Raw genomic sequence first — 20753 nt, forward strand, 5'->3', positions numbered from 1 at the left:
GTCCCCGCATGGTGGCGGCAAGGGGCGCCGCACGCTTGCGCCGTTTCGCGGCAACGACAAATGTTCTATCTTTGTTTCCATGGAGACGATTCTCTTCACTCTGCTCGGCCGGCCGGTGTCGCTCGGCGAGGCGCTGGTCGGCGCGGCGCTGCTGCTGCTCGCAGCCGCGGTGCTGACGCTCGTCTCCGTGTCGCGGCAGGCGGGCCGGGCCCGCGATGCCGAATGGCGGGCGGCCGAACACGCGCGCGAGCTCGAGGCGCGGATCGCCGACCTGCTCAAGGTCCAGTCCGAGATGACCGGCCGGATGCAGACCATGGCCGAGGTCTTCGGTTCGCGGCAGGGCGACCTGATGCGCGCGGTCAACGAGCGGCTCGACGGCATGAGCCACAAGCTCGGCCAGTCGATGGCCGAAACCACCCGGCGAACCCATGACGGGTTGCGCCACCTGCACGAGCGGCTGGCGGTCATCGACCGGGCGCAGGCGACGATCCGCGACCTCTCCGGCCAGGTCGGGGCGCTGCAGTCGATCCTCGACAACAAGCAGGCGCGAGGCGCCTTCGGCCAGGGCCGGATGGAGGCCATCGTCCAGGATGCGCTGGCGCCGGGCGGCTACTCCTTCCAGGCGACCCTGTCGACCCGCGTGCGGCCGGACTGCCTGATCCATCTGCCGAACGGCGCGCCGCCCCTCGTCATCGACGCCAAGTTTCCGCTCGAGGCCTACAACGAGCTGAAACAGGCGGAGGGGCCGGAGCCGCTCAAGCAGGCGCGCGCCCGGTTCCGCCGCGACATCGGCAAGCACCTTACGGACATCGCCGAACGCTACCTCATCCCGGGCGAGACCCAGGACACGGCCTTCATGTTCGTTCCTTCAGAAAGCATCTTCGCCGAGATCCACGAGCAGTTCGCCGATCTCGTCCAGAAGGCGCACCGGGCCCGAGTGGTCATCGTCTCTCCCTCCTTGCTGCTGCTGTCGATCCAGGTCGTGCAGTCGGTGCTGCGCGACGCAAGGCTGCGCGAGGAGGCGCACCGGATCCAGGCCGAAGTCGCCCATCTCGTCGCCGATGTCGACCGGCTGGACGAGCGGGTCCGCAAGCTGCAGCAGCATTTCGGCCAGGCCGGCCGCGACATCGAGCAGATCCTGATCTCGACCGACAAGATCGGCAAGCGCGGCCGCACCATCGGCGATCTCGACCTTGCCCCGCCGCGCGGCGAGCAGGCCGCCGGCACCGGCCTCGGCACAGGCAGCAGCGCGCCGGCCGAACCGCACGGCCGCCGGGACGAGCCGGAACGCCCCCTGCCCCTGCCCGGACGTCACGATCCGTACGCCGCCGACTGACGCTTTTTCTTGCCGCGCATCATACGTCCGCTCGCCCCCTGCGGGGATAACGGCGCCTGCCCGCCCCGGACCGGAACGGGCACCTCACCGGGGACAGGGCGGGGATAGAGGCGTGCGGCGCACGGGGACAAGCCGGCAGGCGTCAGTGCGCCTCGCCGATCTTCGCCATCTCGCTGTCGCTGCCGGAAAACACCCGCACCGTCCTCGCCGCCCCGGCGTAGCTCCGTTCGATATAGTGGAACTTCATGTCGGTCAGCACCTGCGGACAGGGGCCGGCACCCTCGCGAAGCGTCACCTCGACGAGGTAGACCGGCGGCTCCGACGTCTCGATCCCGGCGAACTCGGCCATCACTTCGTGGCAGGGTGTCGGGACGGTCACCGTGCCGGTCACATGCAGGGTCGGCGTGCGACCCGGCCCCGGCATCAGGTCGACCCAGGCGGCCACCTCCTTGACGTCTCCGACATCCATTTATCCCCTCCCCCGGAAAAGTGCGTTTGAGACAAGAACATCAAATTTGCCCGATTTCAGCGCGGAATTTTGCAAAATTTCTCTCAAAATTCGGTTTCGCCCCGGACCGCATCCGTCAAGCGAATTGCGGTTCCGAACGATGCGGACAACCACCCCGCCTTTGCCGCCAGAGGCTTGGCTTTGCGACGCTTTTTTCGATCCAGGTGCTGCACAGGCCGGCGGAAAATGCTCTAAGGGAGGGAAACACCCCTTTGGAGGACCGCCATGAGCCTGCTGATCGCCGTCAAGGGCTGGAACCCCGCCGCCTGGGCCCTGCGCCTTGCCCGGCACCTGCCGGAGCACGAGATCCGGTCCTGGCCGGATGCGGTCGGCGACCCGGCCGACATCCGCTACGTTCTGGCCTGGAAGGCCCCGGCCGAGGTCCTGGCCTCCTGCCCCAATCTCGAGGTGATCTTTTCGCTCGGCGCCGGCGTCGACCACCTGCTGGCCCAGCCCGGACTGCCGGACGTTCCGGTGGTCCGCGTCGTCGATCCGGACCTCACCGCGCGCATGGCCGAGTGGGTGGCGCTTCAGGTCCTGCTGCACCATCGCCAGCATCTCGCCTACGCCGCGCAGCAGCGCGAGGGCGTGTGGCGCGACCTGGAACAGCCGGCCGCGCGGCATGTGCGGGTCGGCCTTCTGGGCCTCGGCGTGCTCGGCGCGGAAGCAGCCAAGGTATTGGCAAGACTGGGATTTGATGTCGGCGGCTGGGCACGAGGGCCCAAGCAGATCGACGGTGTCGCCTGCTATGCCGGCGAGGGCGAGCTCGACGCCTTCCTCGCCCGCACCGACATCCTGGTGAACCTGCTGCCCCTGACGCCTGAGACGCACGGCTTCGTCGATTACGCTCTCGTGTCGCGGCTGGCGCGGGACGGGGCGCTCGGCGGGCCGGTCTTCATCAATGCCGGGCGCGGCGGCAGCCAGGTCGAGGCGGATCTGGTGCGCGCCCTCACCGACGGCACGCTGAGGGGCGCCAGCCTCGATGTGTTCGAGACCGAACCGCTGCCCTCGCACAGCCCGCTGTGGAAGCTGGAGAATGTGGTGATCACGCCGCATGTCGCCGCCGACAGCGATCCGGAGGCGATCTCGACCTATGTGGCCGAGCAGATCCTTGCCTTCGAGGCCGGCGAGGCCTTGCGCAACACCGTCGACCGGGCGACCGGCTACTGAGGCCGGATCGCCATAAGGCGCGTTACTTCAACGGATTAGCAGTGAAATCGGCGGGCGCGCGCGAACCACAGTTCGACGATCTCGCGCGCGATGCGCTTGAGTTCGCGCGGGGTCGCGGGCTTCTCGTGAACGGCGTCGAACCAGTCGCCGTCGGCAGCGGCAGGCACGGCACCGCGCGTCAGGCCGACCAGCGGCAGCGTCGCGCTGTCGTGGCGCTGGCGTACGCGCCGGGCCAGTTCGCCGGCGCGGCCGCCGGGCAGGTCCAGCGAGGCGACGACGCAATCGAAGGGCGGGGCGGCGGCATCCGGCGTCGCCAGCAGCTCGAGCGCCGTCTCCACGGACCCGACGCGGCGGACACGGATGTTTCCGGTTGCGCCTTCGAGCGCCAGACGGAATGCGAGGGCATCGTTCACGTTGTCTTCAACGTGAAGAAAAACCGCATGCGGCAAAACATGAAGCATGGTTGATCGATTGTCCGTAGAAACACGTGCAAAGACGTTCGAACCAACAACCTTCCGGATGTCAGGCGAAACGTCCAACATGATTGATCTGTGCGGACTTGCGGTTCGGCTTGACCCGTTGGGTGACTTCTCTGTCCGTCTCAATGGCGCGAAAATCCGTCGCGCAACGTCAACGTTGATATAGTTAAGTCAGCGAGTCGTCACAACTGCATTCCCTGCATAGCTGCTCCGCTAGGGAAATGCTCCGTTTTTCGGATTTTCCTTTTAAGGAAAAGCAAGCAAATTTCCAAAACAACTTGGAAATCCGAACAACTGAAAAACCTCACTCTTGCAGCGCCAAGCAAAGGCGCCGGCTGCGCGCCCTGTCACAGACGCCGGCAGGCGGTCGGCGCGCCCCATTCCTTGGCGGAAATGCGCGCAAGCGCTGCCTCCAGCGGCTCGCAGGCGACGCTCATCGTGTGACCGTTGGCATGCAGCAAGGTGGCCGGATCGCGCAGGATTCCGACATGGCCCTTCCAGAACAGCAGGTCGCCCCGCGCCAGTTCCGGCAGGCCGCCGGAGATGTCGAGCGCTTCGCCGGCCCCGGACTCCTGCATATCGCTGTCGCGCGGCAGCACATGGCCGCCTTCCGCCGCCGCCAGCTGCACCAGCGCCGAGCAATCGAGCCCCAGCGACGTCCGACCGCCCCACAGATAGGGCGTGCCGAGCAGGCCTTCGGCCACCGCCACCCAGTCGGCCACCGTCTCGCCCAGCGGCATCAAGTGGCGGGCGACCATGGCGCTGCCGTCGTCCAGCAATGCGTAGTCGAGACCCCGCGTCACTGCTGCGCCGACCACGCGCACGCGCGCGCCGAGCGACAGGAGCGAGAGCGGCGGCCGCTTCAGCTCGGCCTCCGGATAACGGTAGCTGCGCGGCACGCAGACCCGGTGGGTGGCCGGCAACCCGGCCTCGCCGAGAGATCCGGCCGGCAGGTAGCCGACATAGCCGTCGCTTGCCAACTGGCCCCAGGCCCAGCCGTCGTCGCGGATCTCGTAGAGATCGAAGGTCTCGCCGTACAGCGCCTCCGTATCGATGGAGCGGGCCGCATCCGGCGCGGGGCGCAGCGGCGCCGAGGCGGCCGTGATGCGTGTTGCCAGCGGGTCCACGAAACGCTCCGCCGCGACCCTGCCGCGATAGCGGCTTGCAGCCAAGTCGGCGCGGACGGGGTGGATGCGGCGGTCGAGGGAGGGGGCGGCGGCTTCGCTGGTCATGCGGCTGTCCAGGCTTTTTAGGCGTTTTCGGACGTCCGGCCGCCCGCGCGCCGCTTCAGCTCAGCGGGACAGCTCGGCGGCGCGGGCAACGATCGTATCGGCAATGTGCTCCAGATAGAGCGCTCCGGCAACCGTGCGGGTCACCACCACGTTGCGCCGGTCGGCCTCGTCGCGGCGGCGCGACAGCAACTTCATCGCACCCAAAGTGTCGAGCGCGCGGGTGATCACCGGCTTGGTGACGTCGAGACGCGCTGCGAGCCCGCGGACCGTGTGCGGGGGCGGCTCCAGATAGACCGTCATCAGGATCGCCATCTGGCGCGATGTGAGGTCCTTGTCGCCGTCGGTGACCAGCGACATCGTCACATCATGCCAGAGCCGCAGCGCCTGCGACGGCCGCAAGTCGATACCCATCCCTCACCCATGCCTCATGCGCCGTTGCCGGCCTTGTCGCATTCTGGCAGGCAATTCGTTTCGGTTCCGTTATACAAACGGCGAAACGAGGCAGGAAAGCGTGCGGTCTCAGCTTCGCGGGTAGCGGGCGGCAAGCAGCGAAAACAGAGCGCGCGCGGCCTGCGCCTCGCCGCCGAGCGGCCGTCCCGGACGGTCGGCCGGGTTCCAGCCATAGATGTCGAAATGCGCCCAGACCCGCGCCTTTTCCACGAAACGCGAGAGAAACAGGGCAGCGGTGATCGAGCCGGCAAAGCCCGCGCCGCTGGTGTTGATGTGGTTGATGTCGGCGATCCGGCTTTCCAGATAGCTCTCGTAGGGGCGCCACAGCGGCAGTCGCCACAGCGGATCGCGAACAGCACTCGCGTGGTCGGCAAGCTCGGCCGCAAAGGCCTCGTCGTCGGTGTAGAAGGGCGGCAGGTCGGGGCCGAGGGCGACGCGCGCGGCGCCGGTCAGCGTCGCCATGTCGATCAGGATCTCCGGCTCCTCCTCGTCGGCGAGCGCCAGGGCATCGGCCAGAATCAGCCGGCCTTCCGCGTCGGTGTTGCCGATTTCGACGGTGAGGCCCTTGCGGCTCGCCAGCACGTCGCCGGGGCGGAAGGACGCGCCGGAAATCGCGTTCTCGACCGCCGGGACGATGACGCGCAGGCGCACCGGCAGGCCGGCCGCCATGATCATCGAGGCCAGCGCCAGCACTGCGGCGGCACCGCCCATGTCCTTCTTCATCAAGGCCATGGCGCTGGACGGCTTGATGTCGAGGCCGCCGGTGTCGAAGACGACGCCCTTACCCACCAAGGTGACGCGCGGATGCCCCTCCTCGCCCCAGGTCGCATCGAGAAGCCGCGGGGCGCGGGAACTCGCCCGGCCGACCGCATGCACCATCGGAAAGCCTTCGGCGAGCAGCGCCTCGCCCTCGACCACGCGCACGCGCCCGCCGTGATCGGCGAAGAGGCGCAGGGCTGCATCGCACAACTCGGCCGGGCCGAGATCGCTCGCCGGCGTGTTGACCAGGTCGCGGGCGAGCGCCATGCCGTCGAGGATCAGGCCGACCCGCTCCAGGTCGACACCCTCCCCCACCATCAGCCGCGGCGCGGAACGGGTCGACGGCTTGCGATAGCGCTCGAAACGGTAGGAGCCGAGCGCGAAGGCAAGTGCGGCTTCCTCCTGCGCCTCGGCCGCAATCTCCAGGCGGAAGTCGCCGCCCGGCAGCTTGCGGGCCAGGTCGCCGACGTCAAAGCCGGGCACGGCGGCATTAGCAACGCCGAACAGCACGGCCTCGAGCGCTCCTTCAGCACCTGGAACCAGCAGCAACTGGCCGGCCGCGCCGTCGAAGCCGCTCGCCGCGGCGAAGGCCTCGGCCCTTGCACCCAGGCCCTGAAGCGTTGCCGATGTCCGATCGCGGTCGACGGCATGAACGGGAATGGTCGCAACATCGGCGGAACGGGCGATCAGGGAGGCGCGCACGGGCGAGGTCCTTGTCTGACGGGAGAAGATGGTCGGAACCCCGTTTTAAGCACGAAGGGCGGGCAGCGGCAATCGCCCGCCGGGCCCGGCCGGCCGCCGGCTTCGGGCCTGCTCCGGGCCTGCATTTAACGAAGCATTAGGGTTAACGACGTATTGATGAGCTTGCGCATTCTGCAAGTTCAACCGTCCGTCCGTGTCCAGGAGCCAGGCACCATGCCATCCACGCGCCACGCCCTTCCCCGCCCTGCCGCCGCGCCGCGCCTGATGCTTGCGGCCTCGATGGTGGCCATGGTCGCGCTGACCGGCTGCGCCTCGTCGAAGCGCGCCGTCGGCACCCATTCGGGCGCACCGCAAGGCTATGCCGCACCCGGATCGAGCGCTGCGCTGCAGGCGGTCGGCTATTGGGGCCAGGCCTACCAGCGCTCGCCGAAGGACCGGGAAAACATCCTCAACTATGCCGCGGCCCTGCGCCGCAACGGCCAGGTGGATCAGGCCGAGGCGGTGCTGCGCCAGGCGATCATTGCGCATCAGAGCGACCGCGACATCGCCGCCGCCTATGGCAAGGTGCTGGCGATGAACGGCCGCTTGCCTGAAGCGCTGCAGGTGATCAACGGCGCGCAGACCCCGACCCGGCCCGACTGGCGGCTGATGTCGGCAGCAGCCGCGATTCACGACCAGATGGGCAACACCCAGCAGGCGCGCGAACTCTACAACCAGGCGCTCAAGATCGCTCCCGACGAGCCGAGCCTGCTCAACAATCTCGCCATGTCCTATCTCCTGCAAGGGGAAGCCAAGGAGGCGGAAGGCGTGCTGCGCCGGGCTGCCGCCAGCCCGAAGGCCGACAGCCGCATCCGCCAGAACCTGGCGCTGGCGATCGGCCTGCAGGGCCGCTTCCAGGAGGCCGAACAGGTCGCCACCGCGGAAATCGACCCGGCCCAGGCAACCCAGAACATCGCCTATCTGAAGTCTATGCTGTCGCAGCGCAATTCCTGGGCCGAGATCGCCGCACAGGACAAGAAGAAGAAAAAGTCCGGCGGCTGATTCCACGCGCTCGGATCACCGGAAACGGCAAAGCCACCCTCACGGGTGGCTTTTTGTGGACTTGCTCTGGTTTCTGGCCGTGTCCAGCCCGGCCCTTCAGAAGGTCGCGAGGGCTTGGATGATCGCCGGGCCGATGATGACGGCGAGCAGGACGGGCAGAAAGAACACGATCATCGGAACGGTCAGCTTAGGCGGCAGGGCAGCCGCCTTCTTTTCCGCCGCTTGCATGCGCTGCATCCGGTTCTCGTCGGCCATGACGCGCAGCGCGGTGGAGACCGGCGTGCCGTAGCGCTCGGCCTGGATCAGCGCCAGCGAGACGTTCTTGACGCCTTCCAGGCCGGTGCGGTTGGCAAGGTTCTCGTAGGCCATGCGCCGGTCGCCGAGATAGGAGAGCTCGGCATTGGTCAGCGTCAGTTCCTCGGCCAGCGGGACCGACTGGATGCCGATCTCCTCCGACACCTTACGGAAGGCGACCTCGATCGACATGCCCGATTCCACGCAGATCAGCATCAGGTCGAGCGCATCCGGCCAGGCGCGGTTGATCGACAGCTGGCGGTTCTGGATCTTGTTCTTCAGGTAAAGGTCGGGTGCGTAGAAGCCGACGAACGCCACGAGGCAGGAGATGAACACCTTGACCATCGCCGGCTGATCGATCTGGAGCACTACGAACGTATAGAACAGCGCCAGCACGAACAGGATCACCGGCATCACGAGGCGCGCGAACAGATAGGTATAAAGCGGACGCACGCCGCGATAGCCGGCACGCATCAGCCGCAGCTTGGTCTGATCGTCCGACAGAAGGTTCTTCAGGTTCAGCCGGTCGACAATCCTCTGCATGTTCTTCTTCGGCTTGTTGCGCAGGGAAACCCGCGCATTGGCCTTGTCGTCCGCCAGGCGGGCTCGCTCACGCGCCCGCATCTGCTCGCGCTCCAGCGCCACGGATTTCATCCGGCTCTTGAGCTTGTCGCCTTCCAGCAGCGGCACGACAAGCGAAAACAGCGTGCCGGCGATCGCGACCATGGTCAGGATGGCGATCATCGCCTGCTGGGAGAGAAGATTGGAGAAATCCAGTCCCATGGTCTCTTTCCGTGTCCGTCGTTCCTGCCCGAAAGCGGCAGATCAGAAGTCGAAGGCGATCATCTTCTTCATGATGAAGATGCCGGTCAGCATCCACAGGCCGCTGCCGATGACGATGATGTTGCCGGCGGGATCGGTAAACAGCAGCATCATGTAGGAGGGGCTGAGCACCGACAGCGCCCCGACCACCAGGAAGGGCAACGAGCCGATGATCGCGGCGGAGGACTTGGCCTCCTGGCTCATGGCGACGATCTTGCCCTTCATCGCCTTGCGCTCGCGCAGCACCTTGGAGAGGTTGCCCAGCGCCTCGGACAGCGAACCGCCCGACTGCGACTGGATCATCACGACGATGGCGAGGAAGTTCGCCTCCGCGACCGGCATGCGGCTCGGCAGCTTGGAGATCGCCTCGGCCAGAGTGATGCCCATGGTCTGCGCCTCGACGATGCGTCGGAACTCGGTCTTGATCGGTTCGCGCGCCTCGGCGGCGACGATCTGGACGCACTCGCCGAGCGGCAGGCCGGCCTTGGTGCCGCGCACGATGACGTCGACGGCATTCGGCAACTCGTTCAGGAAGGCGGCGATCCGCTTCTTGCGGCGGCGCCCGAGATAGAAGCGCGGCACGCCGAAGGCGCCGACGAACATCAGACCCAGGGTGACGATCAGCGAGCCGGAGGCGAGCAGGCCGACGAGGCCGAGCACCAGCCCGCAGATCGCCGAAAAGCCGAGGAAGCCGCGCTTCGACCACGACAGGCCGGCTTGGTCGATCCGCTCGTCGAGCGACAGGCGCGCGGCGCGTTGCTGCTTCTTCTTCTCGCGGGCCTCGAATTCCTTGAGCTGGTCCTGCACCGACTTGCGCCGGCGGTCGCCGTCGCGCACCGCACGGCGGGTGGCATCGATGGCAGCAGTGCTGCGCGCCGCGACCGACTTCATCCGCTTGTCGCGTGCCGCACGCCCGCTCAGTTGCGGCTCGAACAGGGCGTAGATGATGCCGCCGATGGAAAACGTCGCGAGCAGGGCGATGGCGATCATCGTCACTTGCGGCGAGAGGAAGGACTGCAGGTCAGCCATGTCCGGGCTCCGGGGCTTCGGCGGCGTCGAGGGCGGCGGCAAGGCGATGTTCCTCGCCGAAATAGCGGGCCTTTTCCCAGAACTTCGGGCGACCGATGCCGGTGGAGCGGTGACGGCCGACCAGCTTGCCGTTCGCGTCCTCGCCGAGGATGTCGTAGAGGAACACGTCCTGGGTGATGATCACGTCGCCTTCCATGCCCATCACCTCGGAAACGTGGGTGATGCGGCGCGAACCGTCGCGCAGACGCTGCGCCTGGACGATCACGTCGATGGACGAGACGATCATCTCGCGCAGGGTCTTGGAGGGCAGCGAGAAGCCGCCCATGGTGATCATCGATTCCAGGCGCGACAGCGCCTCGCGCGGGCTGTTGGCGTGCAGTGTGCCCATGGACCCGTCGTGGCCGGTGTTCATCGCCTGCAGCAGGTCGAAGGCCTCGGGTCCGCGCACCTCGCCGACGATGATCCGCTCGGGGCGCATGCGCAGACAGTTCTTGACGAGATCGCGCATGGTCACCTCGCCCTCGCCTTCCAGGTTCGGCGGACGGGTCTCGAGACGCACCACATGCGGCTGCTGCAGCTGCAACTCGGCCGCGTCCTCGCAGGTGATGATGCGCTCGGTGGAATCGATATAGGCCGTCAGGCAGTTGAGCAGCGTCGTCTTGCCCGAACCCGTACCGCCGGAGATCAGCACGTTGCAGCGGCTGCGTCCGATGATTTCCAGCACCGTCGCGCCCTCGGGCGAGATCGAACCGTACTGGACGAGCTGCTTGAGGGTCAGCTTGTCCTTCTTGAACTTACGAATGGTGAGCGTCGGCCCGTCAATGGCCAGCGGCGGGGCAATCACGTTGACGCGCGAGCCGTCGGCAAGGCGGGCGTCGCAGATCGGGCTGGATTCGTCGACGCGGCGGCCGACCTGGCTGACGATCCGCTGGCAGATGTTCATCAGCTGCTTGTTGTCGCGGAAGCGCACGCTGGTCTGCTGCATCCGGCCCTGGGTCTCGATGTAGACCGTGTTGGCGCCGTTGACCATGATGTCGGCGATGTCGTCGCGGGCCAGCAGAGGCTCGAGCGGGCCATAGCCCAGGACGTCGTTGCAGATGTCCTCGAGCATGTCCTCCTGCTCGGAAATCGACATCACCACGTTCTTCAGCGCGATGATGTCGTTGACGACGTCGCGGATCTCCTCGCGCGCGTCCTCGGCGCTGAGGCGGGTCAGCATCGACAGGTCGATCGCCTCGACCAGCGCGTTGAAGATCGACGACTTGGTCGCGTAATAGCCTTCCGATCGCTGCGGCGCACGCGGCTCGGCGACCGGCGGCGGAGGCGGCGCCGGCTTGGCGGCAACGGCGGGCTGTGCCACGGCAGGGGCACGTGCAGGCTCGGCCGCGACGGGCGGCGGCGGTGCAGCCGGCGCGGCCTGCGGCTCGCCCTGCATGGGCGGTGCCGCGGGGCGGGACGTCTGGGAACCTGAGGAAGCGCCACGTCGACCGAACATCGTTACCTGCTTTCAATCGTCTCGAAGAAACCTGCCGGGCCTCCGGTCAGCCGGCGGCCTTGCCCTTCTTCAGGAAGCGGGACACCAGCGAGCCGAGCGCCAGTCCCTTGGGCTTCGCCACTTCGCCGCGACCGGTGACCAGTTGCGAGATCTGGCTGAAGATTTCCGCCGTCGCATGCTTTTCGTCCTGCTCGCCGATCATCTGGCCGTTGTTGGCGGCGGTGCCGAACAGCATCGGATCGAAGGGCACCACCGCAGCGGCTGTGAGCTCGAGCGCGTCGGCGAATTCGGCCGCCTTGATTTCCGGCCGTTTCGGCACGTTGACCCGGTTCAACACCAGGCGCGGCGGCGCATCGTTGGGGCGCAGCTGCCGCAACGTGTCGATCATGTTCTTGGCGTTGCGCAGGTTGGCGAGGTCCGGCTCGGCAACGATCACCACTTCGTCGACGGCTGCCAGCATCCGGCGAACCCAGCCGGACCAAACATGCGGCAGGTCCAGCACGATGGCCGGCGCGCCCTGCTTCATGATGTCGAGCAGACCGTCGAAGCTGGTCTCGCCATGGTCGTAGGTCCGCTCGAGCGAGGCCGGTGCGGCAAGCAGGCTGAGACGGTCGGCACATTTCGACAGCAAGCGGTCGAGCATGGTCTCGTCGAGCCGCTCGGGCGAAGAGACCGCCTCGAAGACGCCCTGCAACGGATCCTGGTTGAAGTCGAGACCGGCCGTGCCGAAGGCGAGATCGAGATCGGCCAGCACCACGTCGCTCTCGTAGACGCGGGCGATCGACCAGGCGACATTGTGCGCCACGGTGGACGAGCCGACGCCGCCCTTGGCGCCGACGAAGGCGATGGTCCGCCCCAGCGGATCGGCGTCGGGATTGACATAGAGCTCGCCGATGGCGCCTATCAGTTGGAACAGATTGATCGGCGCGACGAGGTAATCGCTGATGCCGCGGTGGATCAGGTCGCGATAGAGCTTCACGTCGTTGACGTGGCCGATGATCATCACCTTGGTGCCGGCATCGCAGACTTCCGCCAGCTGCTCCAGCCCCTGGATCAGCCTGGAGGATTCTACGCGGGTCTCCAGCAGGATCAGATTCGGCGTCGGCGCCGAGCCGTAGAAGTCGACGGCGGCGGCGAGCCCGCCCTTGTGCACCTTCACATGGGCCTTGGCCATGCGTCGGTCCTGGGCCGCGCTCTCGATCATCCGGGCAACGTCTTCGCTTTCGCAAAAAGCCTGGATCGCGATGCGCGGCACCGCCTTGATGTCCAGCGTATCGGCAGGCGCGGCGATGGCGTGGGGGTCGCCCATCGCAGGCTCATGCGGATACCCGTCCTCGTCGAGCGGACTGTCGTAAGCGAGGGTGTTCATCCGTCCAGCTCCTCCGGATCAGTTCGTTGCGTCGGAAACGCGCGAACCGTCGCCTTCCTTGTAATCGGCTGCCGTCTGCTCGCCGGCGCGGTACTTGCCGTAGACCGTGCCGCGACGGAGCTGGTCGGCCGGCGTCGAGGCGCGCGGGTAGAGCAAGTCCGTCGGATTGTCGACCATGGCGGCAAGGTTTGACTGCGTGGCGCAGCCGAAATTGTAGTACTGCGTGTTGTTCAGGTGCGGGTTGTGGCGCATCCCGTCGCCGCCGCCCGTGATGTTGTCGGGCCATTGGCCGCAGGGACCGGTCTTGGCCTGCAGCCCCGAATAGGCCAGGCGCACCGGCGCAGAGATACCCGGATCCTGGACCGGATAGCCGCGGGTGGCGATGCGCTTGGGCGAGACACCGCCCTGCACCAGCGCCTTGCGGATCTGCGGCAGCACCGCATGGACGGCCGCCTCGTTATAGGCGCCCGACGGCACGATGATCTCCATCGCGCCGCCGCCGCGCGAGCGGGCCTCGGCGGCAAAGCTGGAAACGACGGCGGACAGCTGCGGCGACAGGCGGCGCATGTCGCTGCCCACCGGCAGGTCGAGGGTCTTCACTCCTTCGCTCACAACGATCGGATGACGCAGGCGATAGTCGTTGGTGGCCAGCGCCTCGACCGTCGGCTGCTGGGTCTGGCAGCCCGCCGCCAGCAGCGCGGCGAGAACGGCAAGGGTCGGCGTGAGCGCGCGGACCCGGATTGCGGAAGCGGCAATGCGCTTTGCGGATGCAGGATGCATGGGACCGGTCCTCACTCGTAGATGTAGCCGACCTGACCGTGGTAAGCGCCCTGTCCAGGATCGCCGGATACCCGGTACATGCGGTTGAGACGGTTCAGGAAAATCGTTTCGCCATCGGTCGCCGGCGCTAGGTTTCGGGTCGGCTCGACAAGCTCCGAGCGGGCCGTCGGGCTGACGGTGTAGGGCGTCACGAAGACGGCGAGTTCGGTCTCCTGTCGCAGGAAGTCGCGGCTCTTGAACAGGGCACCGAGGATCGGCACCTGCATCAGGCCGGGAACACCGTTGAGGTCCTGCTTGTAGGACTCCTTCAGCAGGCCTGCCATGACCAGCGTGCCGCCGGAGGGCAGCTCGACGGTGGACTCGGCCCGGCGCACCTTGAGCGCGGGAATGACCAGAGAGCCGATCGAGACGGCGCCCTCCTGGGTGATCTCGCTGACCTCGGTCTTGATGCGCAGCGAAATACGCCCCCCGCTCAGGACCACCGGCGTGAAGTCGAGGCCGACGCCGAACTTCTTGAACTGGACCGTGAGCTTGTTGTTGTCCTCGGCGATCGGGATCGGAAACTCGCCGCCGGCCAGGAAGCTGGCATTCTCGCCGGAAATCGCGGTGAGCGTCGGCTCGGCGAGCGTGCGAATCACGCCGTCGCGCTGCAGCGCCTGCAGGTCCGCATTCAGCCTCGAGCCGCCGGCAAGGAACCCGCCGCCAACATTCGGGCGACCCACGATGTTGGAGTTGACCGAATAGCCGGGCGAGCTGTTGAAATTGGCGCTGTAGTTGCCGATGCCGATGGTTCCGGACAGGTTGACGCCGAGCTGCTTGATGATCGAGCGCTCGACCTCGGCCACCGTCACCTTCAGATGGACCTGGTCCTTGCCGCTCACCGAGACCATGTTGAGGACCGGCAAGGCGCTGCCTTCGACCTTCGAGAAACGCGCCGCCAGGTCGGCGGCCTGCTGGGCTTCGACGGTGCTGGAGGCGGTGCCGCTCAGGACTATATTGCCATTGACCGACTCGGCCGTGATGTCGGCGCCCGGAAGGGCGCGGCGGATCATCATGTTGAGGTCGGTCGTGTCGTTCTCTACAGCCAGATCGAAGCTGGCGATCTGGTTGCCGGCGCGGCCGAACAGGAAGAGACTCGCCTGGCCGGCCTTGTTGCCGAGAATGAAGACCCGGCGCGAGGAGCGCACCACGGCGTCGGCCACCTCCGGGTTGGAGACGATGACGTCGCTCACTTCCTCGCCGAGGTTGATCACCACGGAGCGGCCGAGCCCGACCTTGAGCAGACGTCCGGCCACCCGCTCACCGGCCTGGATGGTGACCGCCTTTGGATAGCCGTCGGCACGGGCTGCATCCATCCCGGCCAGACCGATCAGCACAAGGCAGATCGCCGTACCGATGCGGAAGAAACGTTGAGCCAACATCCGAGTACTCCTTGCCGTCATCACCGCGCCCGCTCCCGCTTACCGCTGGGTCCGGGCCTGGCTGGCAACGCCGAACTTCACAAAATTCACACCGCCGCCGACGAGGCCGGGGTCGGCGTCGTCCGCAGAATCCTGGGCCGAGCGCAGGACAAGGGCGATCGTGCCGAGCTGAGAGGCCTGTGCGACGACCTCGGCCTCGGCCGGCTCAAGCTCGAGCGTGGCGGTCTGCCCCGGGGGCAGGGCCTTCTCGTCCCGCTCGCCGGCCGTGGTGGTGTCGATGGCCAAAACCCGTACGTTCTGCAGGATCGTCTCGCTGGTGAAGGAATTGCCGGACCGACCTGACGACTGGCGTGTCAGAATCACGTCGACCTTGTCACCGGGCAGGATGAAGCCGCCGGCAGCGGTGAGCGCCTCGACCGAGACGGCGATAGCCCGCTTGCCCTTGGGCAGGATGGTCGACATGAAGCCGCGATCGCTGCTGATCAGGCGCTCCTCGCGCACCGGTTCGCCCTGATAGACGGGCGCCTTGGCAATGCGGCCCGCGATCTCGGTGATGGCATCGGGTCGCTGGGACCGCAGGACCGCCGTCGCCGGCGCCAGATCGCGCGGCCAGCTCGTCCAGGACAGATCAGCCGCCGAGAGCTGCTCGCCCAGGGCAATGTCCTTGGCAACGGTGAGGACCTCGTCCTTCTCCACCGTCTCGGTCACCACTGTCGGAGCGGCCGGCGGCTCGGGAGTGTTGCTCATCACCATCCGCGCCACCAGGACACCGGCGGCGAGTGAAATGCCCAGAATGGCGAAACGTGCGATCTTCATTGCCAATACCCGCATGGATCGTAGCGAACCGGACGCGGATGCGCCTTCGGTCATCGTGCGACTACTGTGGCGGGAAAATGGTCAAGACATGGTTAATCAGATGTGATCAATGTTGCTGAACAGACCCTAAATTCTTTGCAAATTAAAATTGAAGATTATGCATTATTTATATTTCGTTAACTCATGACATCTACTGCCGAAGAATGGCGACGCCGCAAGGCACGCGCAGAACCTCGAAACTGCAGTGTTTCTGCTAGATGATTGCCCGGAACCAGACCGATCCGGGGTAGGCCTGCAACGCGGCGACCGCGATGGTGATGCCGTAAGGAATGCCGGTCCTGTTGTCATGCAGGCGAGCGATCCATTCCACGCGGTAGGCGGCAACCGGCAACAGAACGACTTTCCGGAATCCGAGGATGGCCAGCGTCAGTACCGCGCCGTAGATGCTCGTCAATAGCAGAAAGTTGCCAAGCGCCGGCGTCAGGCCCAGCCACAGTGCAACGGCAGTCATCAGTTTGGCATCGCCGCCGCCCATCCAGCCAAAAGCGAAGAACGCTAGCCCGACGGACAACGCGAGACCGGCCGCAATCAGGTGGAAGCCGATTTCGACCGGCGCCATACCGATGGCCGGCGCAAGCATCGCGAAACCGGCGATCAGCAGAAGGGAGACCCGGTTGGGAATGGTCATCGTGAACAGGTCGGATGCCCCGGCAAAAGCCACGAGACATGGAAAGACGACCAGCAGCGCTGCCTCGATCATGCACCAATCCTCCCATCGACATCACACCGGTCATCCCCTGGCAGAAACCGGTTCTAAACGGCTTCCCTTAAGGGCCGGTTGACGATGTGCCGGTTGACACCGCGCCCGGCACAGCCGCCCGGGCCGCAAACGGAAACGGGCGGCTACCGCCGCCCGCATCAAGCACTCTCGCGTATCCCGGCATCACTGCCGGGATAACCCGTGAAAGCGGCAACCGGCCTTAGGAGGCAGGGGCCGTCAGGGTGGCCGCAATACGGTTGAAAAGACCGGTGAGGTTCGTGCCGGTAAGCGTGACCGCAGCGATGATGGCGACGCCGATCAGGCCGGCGATCAGGCCGTATTCGATGGCGGTCGCGCCGGACTCATCCTTGGCGAAACGAGCGAGAAACTTCTGCATGGTTGGCTCCTACACTTCACTTGTTTGTCTGCACCACCTCGTCGACCTTGTTGTTATTTCGGTCGCTCGAAGATGTTGCCACTATAGGAACCACACCTTGCCACAAGGTTAAATTCATCTCCACCGATCGACAAGTTCGCACCGAGCAAGACTATAGTTAATTCTTCAAGAATACATTATTCGGCATTTTAACCAGATATGTCGCGCCATCCCCCTCGCCCGCTGCCGCAAAGGACGGCAGCCTGCCGAAGACTCCGCGCCCTTCACAGCTGACACCGGAGGGCGCCGGACATGAACGGGGCTCGCAGAACGCTCCGGAACAGACCGTGCGTTAGCCCTTCCTTCACCAATATCCTTCACTCTCGCATAGGAATTTTCGCCGAGGAGCTTGCCCATGTCGCATTTTCGCGAGGCTTTTTTTGCGTCGATCACGGCTGTGGCCCTACTGGCCGCCTTTGCCATGGCGGGCGCACATGCCCAGGAGAGCGGCGTCCACGTGATGACCGACCGGGCCAAGGTCTTCCGCATCGACGCACCCGCCGACACCGTCATCGTCGGCAACCCGGCGATCGCCGACGTCACCATGTACGACCGTCAGACGGTGGTGGTGACCGGAAAGCTCTACGGTACGACCAACCTCGTCATCCTCGACCGCAACGGCGAACCGATCATAGACGAGGTGATCACGGTTTCCTCCGCCTCCGGCGACACGGTCACGGTGCAGCGCAAGGGAGAGCGCTACAGCTATTCCTGCGCACCCAATTGCGAGCCTGTGATGCGCGTGGGCGACGGCGATGCCGGTTACGAACTGCTGAGCAAACAGTCCAACCAGCGCAACGACATGTCCGAAAAGGCCGCGGGCGTTTCCAACTGACTTACGATGACCCGACTGTAGCTGCCTCCCGACAATGAGTATTTGCCAGATGCTGAGAGATCGCCTCCTCCCTCGCTTCGCTCGCCTGCGCCCGCTACGCGCAGTGGTGCGGGACCGCGAAGGCACGACGGCGATCGAATTCGCCTTCGTGGCGATCCCGTTCTTCATGCTTCTGCTCGGGGTGATCGAGATCGGCCTGGCCTTCTTCGCCAACCAGGTGCTCAGCAACGCAACCATGGACGCAGCGCGGATGATCCGCACCGGCCAGGCCCATGCCCAGGGATTCAATGCCGACAAGTTCAAGGAGGCGATGCTGGAGCGTCTTGCCGGCTTCCCGATCAACTCGGACCGGCTGACCCTCGACGTCGAACGGATCGACGACTTCTCATCCTTCACGCCGAAACCGCTTATCCAGGACGGCGAACTGGTCGCCGACACCGGTTACAACCACGGCGAGGCCGGCCAGATCATCGTGGTGCGGGCCCTTTACCGCTGGCCGATGCTGTCGTCGATGATGAAGACCGCCTATGGCGATCTGAGTTCCGGCGACCGCCTGCTGGTCGCCACCGCGGTGTTCCGCAACGAACCCTTCCCCTGGACCACGCAGCAGGCGAGCAACTGACCATGACCAGCCCGAAGCGGCAGGAGCGGCAACAGGAACCGCGGCGCATCGTCCGGAAGACCGCCGCGCGGATCGTCGCCGGCCTGATGCGGGACCGACACGGCGTGGCCGCGGTCGAGTTCGCGCTGGTGCTGCCCTTCATGCTGGTCCTGTTCCTCGGCGTGACCGAACTGAACTCGGCACTTACCCTCGACCGCAAGGTCAGCCAGGCTGCCAGTTCCGTCGCCGACTTGGTGGCACAGGCCGACAAGCTCAAGTCCTCCGAGGTCAACGACCTGCTGAACCTGTCGCGCGCCGTGCTCGACCCCTATCCGGAAGCCCCGTTGAAAGTGGTCGTCGCCAGCGTGTGGATGAAGGAAGTGAACCAGCCGCGCGTCGTGTGGAGCCGGGCGATGAACACCGCCCAGTGGGGCGCCAACTCCGCCCCTCCGATCGATCTGCCGGAAGAACTGACCCGGCAGAAGGACACCTATCTGGTCGTAGCTCGTGCCGAATACGAGCATCGGCCGACCTTCGCGGCAGTGCTCAAGGATGTGTTCAACGCCGCCACGATTACGCTCAGCGACACCTACTACATGCGCCCGCGCGTCAGCACGAGCGTCGAGTGCTGCAACTGAACTCCGTCTAGTCGCCGCCGCCGAGCGGCCGGAGACGGCCGCGCGACACGCCAGCCTCCGGCGGAAAGGCGGCCAGCACGGGCGCATAATCCTGCGCACCCACGGCAACGAAGCCGTCATCCGAAACGGCCTCGGCTGCGCCTTGCCCGGTCATGATCTCCGCGAGCAGGCTGCGGATCTCCCGCGGCACGTCCTGCCGGACCACATGCGGGGCACCGGCGATGGCCCCGGACGCCCAGACGATCCTCAGCCCGGCAATCTCGATGCCCCTTTCCGCCAGATCCCGCAAGGTGCCGCGCGAGTAGCCCGCCGCGGCCTCTCCCTGCAGCGACGACCAGACGAAGGCGACATCGGCATCGCCCCGGATGAGCGCAAGTGCGGCCGCCAACGGATCGTCATGGGCAGTGAGCGAGGCGGCCTTCTGCTCCAGATCCATGCCCTCGCCCGTGAGCCCGGCAAGCTGGACGAGGCGGCTGCCGACCGCATCGTGCGGGCCGGTGGCGATGCGGCGTCCCGCCATGTCCGCAGGCGCTTCGATCTCTTCGCCGGCCCGTGCCAACGCGATGGCATGCCACCCTGTCTCACCGTCCGGCGGGCGTGGGGCGACCAGCGGCTCCAGGCAGCCGCACTCGCCTTGCGCCGCCGCGTAGGCGGAGGCCGACAGCGGCGCGTAGTGGACCTCTCCCCCGACCAGCGCCCGCTGCAGCTGCGACAGGTTGCGGTAGGCGATCAGCAGGACCGGAACGCGCAGGCCTGCCTCCAGCAGTTCGCGGAACGGGGCCGCCCGGCCGAAATCGCCGGCCGCCGGGTCCATGGCGATGCCGACGCGAAGCTCCGGCATCAGGGCAAGGCGCTGCGGATCGAAGGCCGCACCGGGCCCGGACTGCCCGGTACCGTCGTCGGCAGGACCGAGCTCCTCCTGCCAAGGCAGGAAGGCGGGATCGTCCGGCTGCGGCGGCATATCCTCCTGGGCCAGCAGCCGCGCGCCGGATGTGCCGAGCATCAGCCCTGCCAGCAGCAGGACAGCCATCGCGCGCGAAAAGACGCGGGACAGGCGCCTCGCCCCGCCGATTGCCTCTTGCCCCGAACCGGATCGCCGCGCCAGTCTCCTCATTCCGCCAGTGTGTGCCAGGGCCGCAGCGCCCGCAATCCGGGAGCTTCGATGACACGCCGTCCCGATACCGTGGTCTTCGACATCGGCAACGTCCTCATCCAGTGGGATCCGCGCCGTCTTTATCGCAGCATCTTCGAGAACGAGGCCGATGCCGACCGGTTTCTCACCGAGGTGCTGCCGCCGGAGTGGAACCTGGAGCAGGACCGGGGCCGCAGCTTTGCCGAAGGTATCGCCGAGGCTCTCGCCCGGCGACCCGACCACCGGGAGGAGATACTCGCCTGGGATACACGCTGGCATGAAATGGTGCCGGGCGAGGTGCCGGGCAGCGTCGCGATCCTCACCGCGCTCAAGACGGCGGGCGTGCCGCTCTATGCGATCACCAATTTCTCGTCCGAGAAGTTCGCCGAGTGCGAGCGCCGCTTCCCCTTTCTTGCCGACAGTTTCATCGATGTTGTCGTGTCCGCGCATGAGCGGCTGGTGAAGCCGGACCCGCGCATCTACCACGTGCTGTTCTCGCGCAACGACCTGGCGCCCGAGACCACCGTGTTCATCGATGACAGCCCGGCCAATGTCGAGGCGGCCCGGTCCGTGGGCATGCATGCCATCCACTTTACCGATGCCCCTGCACTGAAAGCCTCGCTGATCGACCTCGGTTTCCAGCTCTAG

At 66.3% G+C, this 20753-nt stretch carries 22 protein-coding genes; 7 read left to right on the forward strand and 15 right to left on the reverse strand.

The window, feature by feature from the left end:
- Positions 1-79: 79 nt before the first annotated feature.
- A complete protein-coding gene (locus MNI96_RS14965) occupies positions 80-1336 on the forward strand; it encodes a DNA recombination protein RmuC (RefSeq protein ID WP_249694417.1) in 1257 nt (418 codons plus the stop codon).
- Positions 1337-1478: 142 nt separating this feature from the next.
- Here MNI96_RS14965 and MNI96_RS14970 read toward each other — a convergent pair whose 3' ends face one another.
- Positions 1479-1805 carry a hypothetical protein gene (locus MNI96_RS14970; protein ID WP_249694419.1) on the reverse strand — a complete coding sequence of 109 codons (327 nt, stop codon included), beginning with the start codon at positions 1803-1805 and terminating at the stop codon, positions 1479-1481.
- Between the two features lie 264 nt (positions 1806-2069).
- Between MNI96_RS14970 and MNI96_RS14975 the strand changes: the two genes are divergently transcribed.
- Complete coding sequence (locus tag MNI96_RS14975; RefSeq protein WP_283776501.1) at positions 2070-3014, forward strand: 2-hydroxyacid dehydrogenase; 945 nt, start codon at positions 2070-2072, stop codon at positions 3012-3014.
- A gap of 35 nt (positions 3015-3049) precedes the next feature.
- On the opposite strand, the gene MNI96_RS14980 is transcribed toward MNI96_RS14975, so the two are convergent.
- The 4 genes from MNI96_RS14980 to MNI96_RS14995 form a co-directional block, all read right to left on the reverse strand.
- Positions 3050-3427 (reverse strand): response regulator, encoded by a 378-nt coding sequence (locus MNI96_RS14980; RefSeq protein ID WP_249694421.1) that lies wholly within the window; start codon positions 3425-3427, stop codon positions 3050-3052.
- Between the two features lie 413 nt (positions 3428-3840).
- On the reverse strand, positions 3841-4725 hold the full coding sequence (locus tag MNI96_RS14985; RefSeq protein WP_249694423.1) for a C40 family peptidase: 885 nt from the start codon (positions 4723-4725) through the stop codon (positions 3841-3843).
- A gap of 60 nt (positions 4726-4785) precedes the next feature.
- Positions 4786-5136 (reverse strand): MarR family winged helix-turn-helix transcriptional regulator, encoded by a 351-nt coding sequence (locus MNI96_RS14990; RefSeq protein WP_158194893.1) that lies wholly within the window; start codon positions 5134-5136, stop codon positions 4786-4788.
- A 108-nt stretch (positions 5137-5244) separates the two neighbouring features.
- Positions 5245-6636 carry a leucyl aminopeptidase family protein gene (locus MNI96_RS14995; protein ID WP_249694425.1) on the reverse strand — a complete coding sequence of 464 codons (1392 nt, stop codon included), beginning with the start codon at positions 6634-6636 and terminating at the stop codon, positions 5245-5247.
- 213 nt (positions 6637-6849) lie between these two features.
- On the opposite strand from MNI96_RS14995, the gene MNI96_RS15000 reads away from it, so the two are divergent.
- Positions 6850-7677 carry a tetratricopeptide repeat protein gene (locus MNI96_RS15000; protein WP_249694426.1) on the forward strand — a complete coding sequence of 276 codons (828 nt, stop codon included), beginning with the start codon at positions 6850-6852 and terminating at the stop codon, positions 7675-7677.
- 96 nt (positions 7678-7773) lie between these two features.
- Here the strand turns inward: MNI96_RS15000 and MNI96_RS15005 are convergent, their stop codons facing one another.
- From MNI96_RS15005 to MNI96_RS15045, 9 genes are all read right to left on the reverse strand, one after another.
- A complete protein-coding gene (locus MNI96_RS15005) occupies positions 7774-8754 on the reverse strand; it encodes a type II secretion system F family protein (protein ID WP_249694427.1) in 981 nt (326 codons plus the stop codon).
- Positions 8755-8796: 42 nt separating this feature from the next.
- Complete coding sequence (locus tag MNI96_RS15010) at positions 8797-9822, reverse strand: type II secretion system F family protein (protein ID WP_249694428.1); 1026 nt, start codon at positions 9820-9822, stop codon at positions 8797-8799.
- A complete protein-coding gene (locus MNI96_RS15015) occupies positions 9815-11317 on the reverse strand; it encodes a TadA family conjugal transfer-associated ATPase (protein ID WP_249694429.1) in 1503 nt (500 codons plus the stop codon). Before MNI96_RS15015 ends, MNI96_RS15010 begins: the two co-directional genes overlap by 8 nt.
- A gap of 46 nt (positions 11318-11363) precedes the next feature.
- Positions 11364-12686, reverse strand: coding sequence for a CpaE/TadZ family protein (locus MNI96_RS15020; RefSeq protein WP_249694430.1), 1323 nt, complete (start codon positions 12684-12686; stop codon positions 11364-11366).
- Positions 12687-12704: 18 nt separating this feature from the next.
- Entirely contained in the window at positions 12705-13466 is a 762-nt protein-coding gene (locus MNI96_RS15025; protein WP_249694431.1) for a CpaD family pilus assembly protein, read from the reverse strand.
- An 11-nt stretch (positions 13467-13477) separates the two neighbouring features.
- On the reverse strand, positions 13478-14887 hold the full coding sequence (locus MNI96_RS15030; protein WP_249694432.1) for a type II and III secretion system protein family protein: 1410 nt from the start codon (positions 14885-14887) through the stop codon (positions 13478-13480).
- Between the two features lie 39 nt (positions 14888-14926).
- Entirely contained in the window at positions 14927-15757 is an 831-nt protein-coding gene (gene cpaB, locus MNI96_RS15035) for a Flp pilus assembly protein CpaB (protein ID WP_249694433.1), read from the reverse strand.
- Positions 15758-15956: 199 nt separating this feature from the next.
- Positions 15957-16463 carry an A24 family peptidase gene (locus tag MNI96_RS15040; protein ID WP_249694436.1) on the reverse strand — a complete coding sequence of 169 codons (507 nt, stop codon included), beginning with the start codon at positions 16461-16463 and terminating at the stop codon, positions 15957-15959.
- A gap of 220 nt (positions 16464-16683) precedes the next feature.
- Positions 16684-16860 carry a Flp family type IVb pilin gene (locus MNI96_RS15045; protein ID WP_249694438.1) on the reverse strand — a complete coding sequence of 59 codons (177 nt, stop codon included), beginning with the start codon at positions 16858-16860 and terminating at the stop codon, positions 16684-16686.
- Between the two features lie 394 nt (positions 16861-17254).
- Here MNI96_RS15045 and MNI96_RS15050 point away from each other — a divergent pair, with 394 nt between their 5' ends.
- The 3 genes from MNI96_RS15050 (at position 17255) to MNI96_RS15060 (ending at position 18973) form a co-directional block, all read left to right on the forward strand.
- Positions 17255-17734 (forward strand): pilus assembly protein N-terminal domain-containing protein, encoded by a 480-nt coding sequence (locus MNI96_RS15050; protein ID WP_249694440.1) that lies wholly within the window; start codon positions 17255-17257, stop codon positions 17732-17734.
- Positions 17735-17840: 106 nt separating this feature from the next.
- Complete coding sequence (locus MNI96_RS15055) at positions 17841-18356, forward strand: TadE/TadG family type IV pilus assembly protein (RefSeq protein ID WP_249694442.1); 516 nt, start codon at positions 17841-17843, stop codon at positions 18354-18356.
- 2 nt (positions 18357-18358) lie between these two features.
- Complete coding sequence (locus MNI96_RS15060) at positions 18359-18973, forward strand: TadE/TadG family type IV pilus assembly protein (RefSeq protein WP_249694444.1); 615 nt, start codon at positions 18359-18361, stop codon at positions 18971-18973.
- A 7-nt stretch (positions 18974-18980) separates the two neighbouring features.
- Here MNI96_RS15060 and MNI96_RS15065 read toward each other — a convergent pair whose 3' ends face one another.
- Complete coding sequence (locus MNI96_RS15065) at positions 18981-20003, reverse strand: phosphate/phosphite/phosphonate ABC transporter substrate-binding protein (RefSeq protein WP_249694446.1); 1023 nt, start codon at positions 20001-20003, stop codon at positions 18981-18983.
- Positions 20004-20135: 132 nt separating this feature from the next.
- On the opposite strand from MNI96_RS15065, the gene MNI96_RS15070 reads away from it, so the two are divergent.
- Positions 20136-20753, forward strand: coding sequence for an HAD family hydrolase (locus tag MNI96_RS15070; protein ID WP_249694448.1), 618 nt, complete (start codon positions 20136-20138; stop codon positions 20751-20753).

Source organism: Stappia sp. WLB 29 (assembly GCF_023507705.1).
GTDB lineage: Bacteria > Pseudomonadota > Alphaproteobacteria > Rhizobiales > Stappiaceae > Stappia.

Bases quoted from the DNA above. Each gene is read 5' to 3' on its own strand.
- MNI96_RS14965 (WP_249694417.1), top strand. From the start codon at position 80: ATGGAGACGATTCTCTTCACTCTGCTCGGCCGGCCGGTGTCGCTCGGC.
- MNI96_RS14970 (WP_249694419.1), bottom strand. From the start codon at position 1,805: ATGGATGTCGGAGACGTCAAGGAGGTGGCCGCCTGGGTCGACCTGATG.
- MNI96_RS14975 (WP_283776501.1), top strand. From the start codon at position 2,070: ATGAGCCTGCTGATCGCCGTCAAGGGCTGGAACCCCGCCGCCTGGGCC.
- MNI96_RS14985 (WP_249694423.1), bottom strand. From the start codon at position 4,725: ATGACCAGCGAAGCCGCCGCCCCCTCCCTCGACCGCCGCATCCACCCC.
- MNI96_RS14990 (WP_158194893.1), bottom strand. From the start codon at position 5,136: ATGGGTATCGACTTGCGGCCGTCGCAGGCGCTGCGGCTCTGGCATGAT.
- MNI96_RS15000 (WP_249694426.1), top strand. From the start codon at position 6,850: ATGCCATCCACGCGCCACGCCCTTCCCCGCCCTGCCGCCGCGCCGCGC.
- MNI96_RS15005 (WP_249694427.1), bottom strand. From the start codon at position 8,754: ATGGGACTGGATTTCTCCAATCTTCTCTCCCAGCAGGCGATGATCGCC.
- MNI96_RS15010 (WP_249694428.1), bottom strand. From the start codon at position 9,822: ATGGCTGACCTGCAGTCCTTCCTCTCGCCGCAAGTGACGATGATCGCC.
- MNI96_RS15015 (WP_249694429.1), bottom strand. From the start codon at position 11,317: ATGTTCGGTCGACGTGGCGCTTCCTCAGGTTCCCAGACGTCCCGCCCC.
- MNI96_RS15020 (WP_249694430.1), bottom strand. From the start codon at position 12,686: ATGAACACCCTCGCTTACGACAGTCCGCTCGACGAGGACGGGTATCCG.
- MNI96_RS15025 (WP_249694431.1), bottom strand. From the start codon at position 13,466: ATGCATCCTGCATCCGCAAAGCGCATTGCCGCTTCCGCAATCCGGGTC.
- MNI96_RS15030 (WP_249694432.1), bottom strand. From the start codon at position 14,887: ATGTTGGCTCAACGTTTCTTCCGCATCGGTACGGCGATCTGCCTTGTG.
- cpaB (WP_249694433.1), bottom strand. From the start codon at position 15,757: ATGACCGAAGGCGCATCCGCGTCCGGTTCGCTACGATCCATGCGGGTA.
- MNI96_RS15040 (WP_249694436.1), bottom strand. From the start codon at position 16,463: ATGATCGAGGCAGCGCTGCTGGTCGTCTTTCCATGTCTCGTGGCTTTT.
- MNI96_RS15045 (WP_249694438.1), bottom strand. From the start codon at position 16,860: ATGCAGAAGTTTCTCGCTCGTTTCGCCAAGGATGAGTCCGGCGCGACC.
- MNI96_RS15050 (WP_249694440.1), top strand. From the start codon at position 17,255: ATGTCGCATTTTCGCGAGGCTTTTTTTGCGTCGATCACGGCTGTGGCC.
- MNI96_RS15060 (WP_249694444.1), top strand. From the start codon at position 18,359: ATGACCAGCCCGAAGCGGCAGGAGCGGCAACAGGAACCGCGGCGCATC.
- MNI96_RS15065 (WP_249694446.1), bottom strand. From the start codon at position 20,003: ATGGCTGTCCTGCTGCTGGCAGGGCTGATGCTCGGCACATCCGGCGCG.
- MNI96_RS15070 (WP_249694448.1), top strand. From the start codon at position 20,136: ATGACACGCCGTCCCGATACCGTGGTCTTCGACATCGGCAACGTCCTC.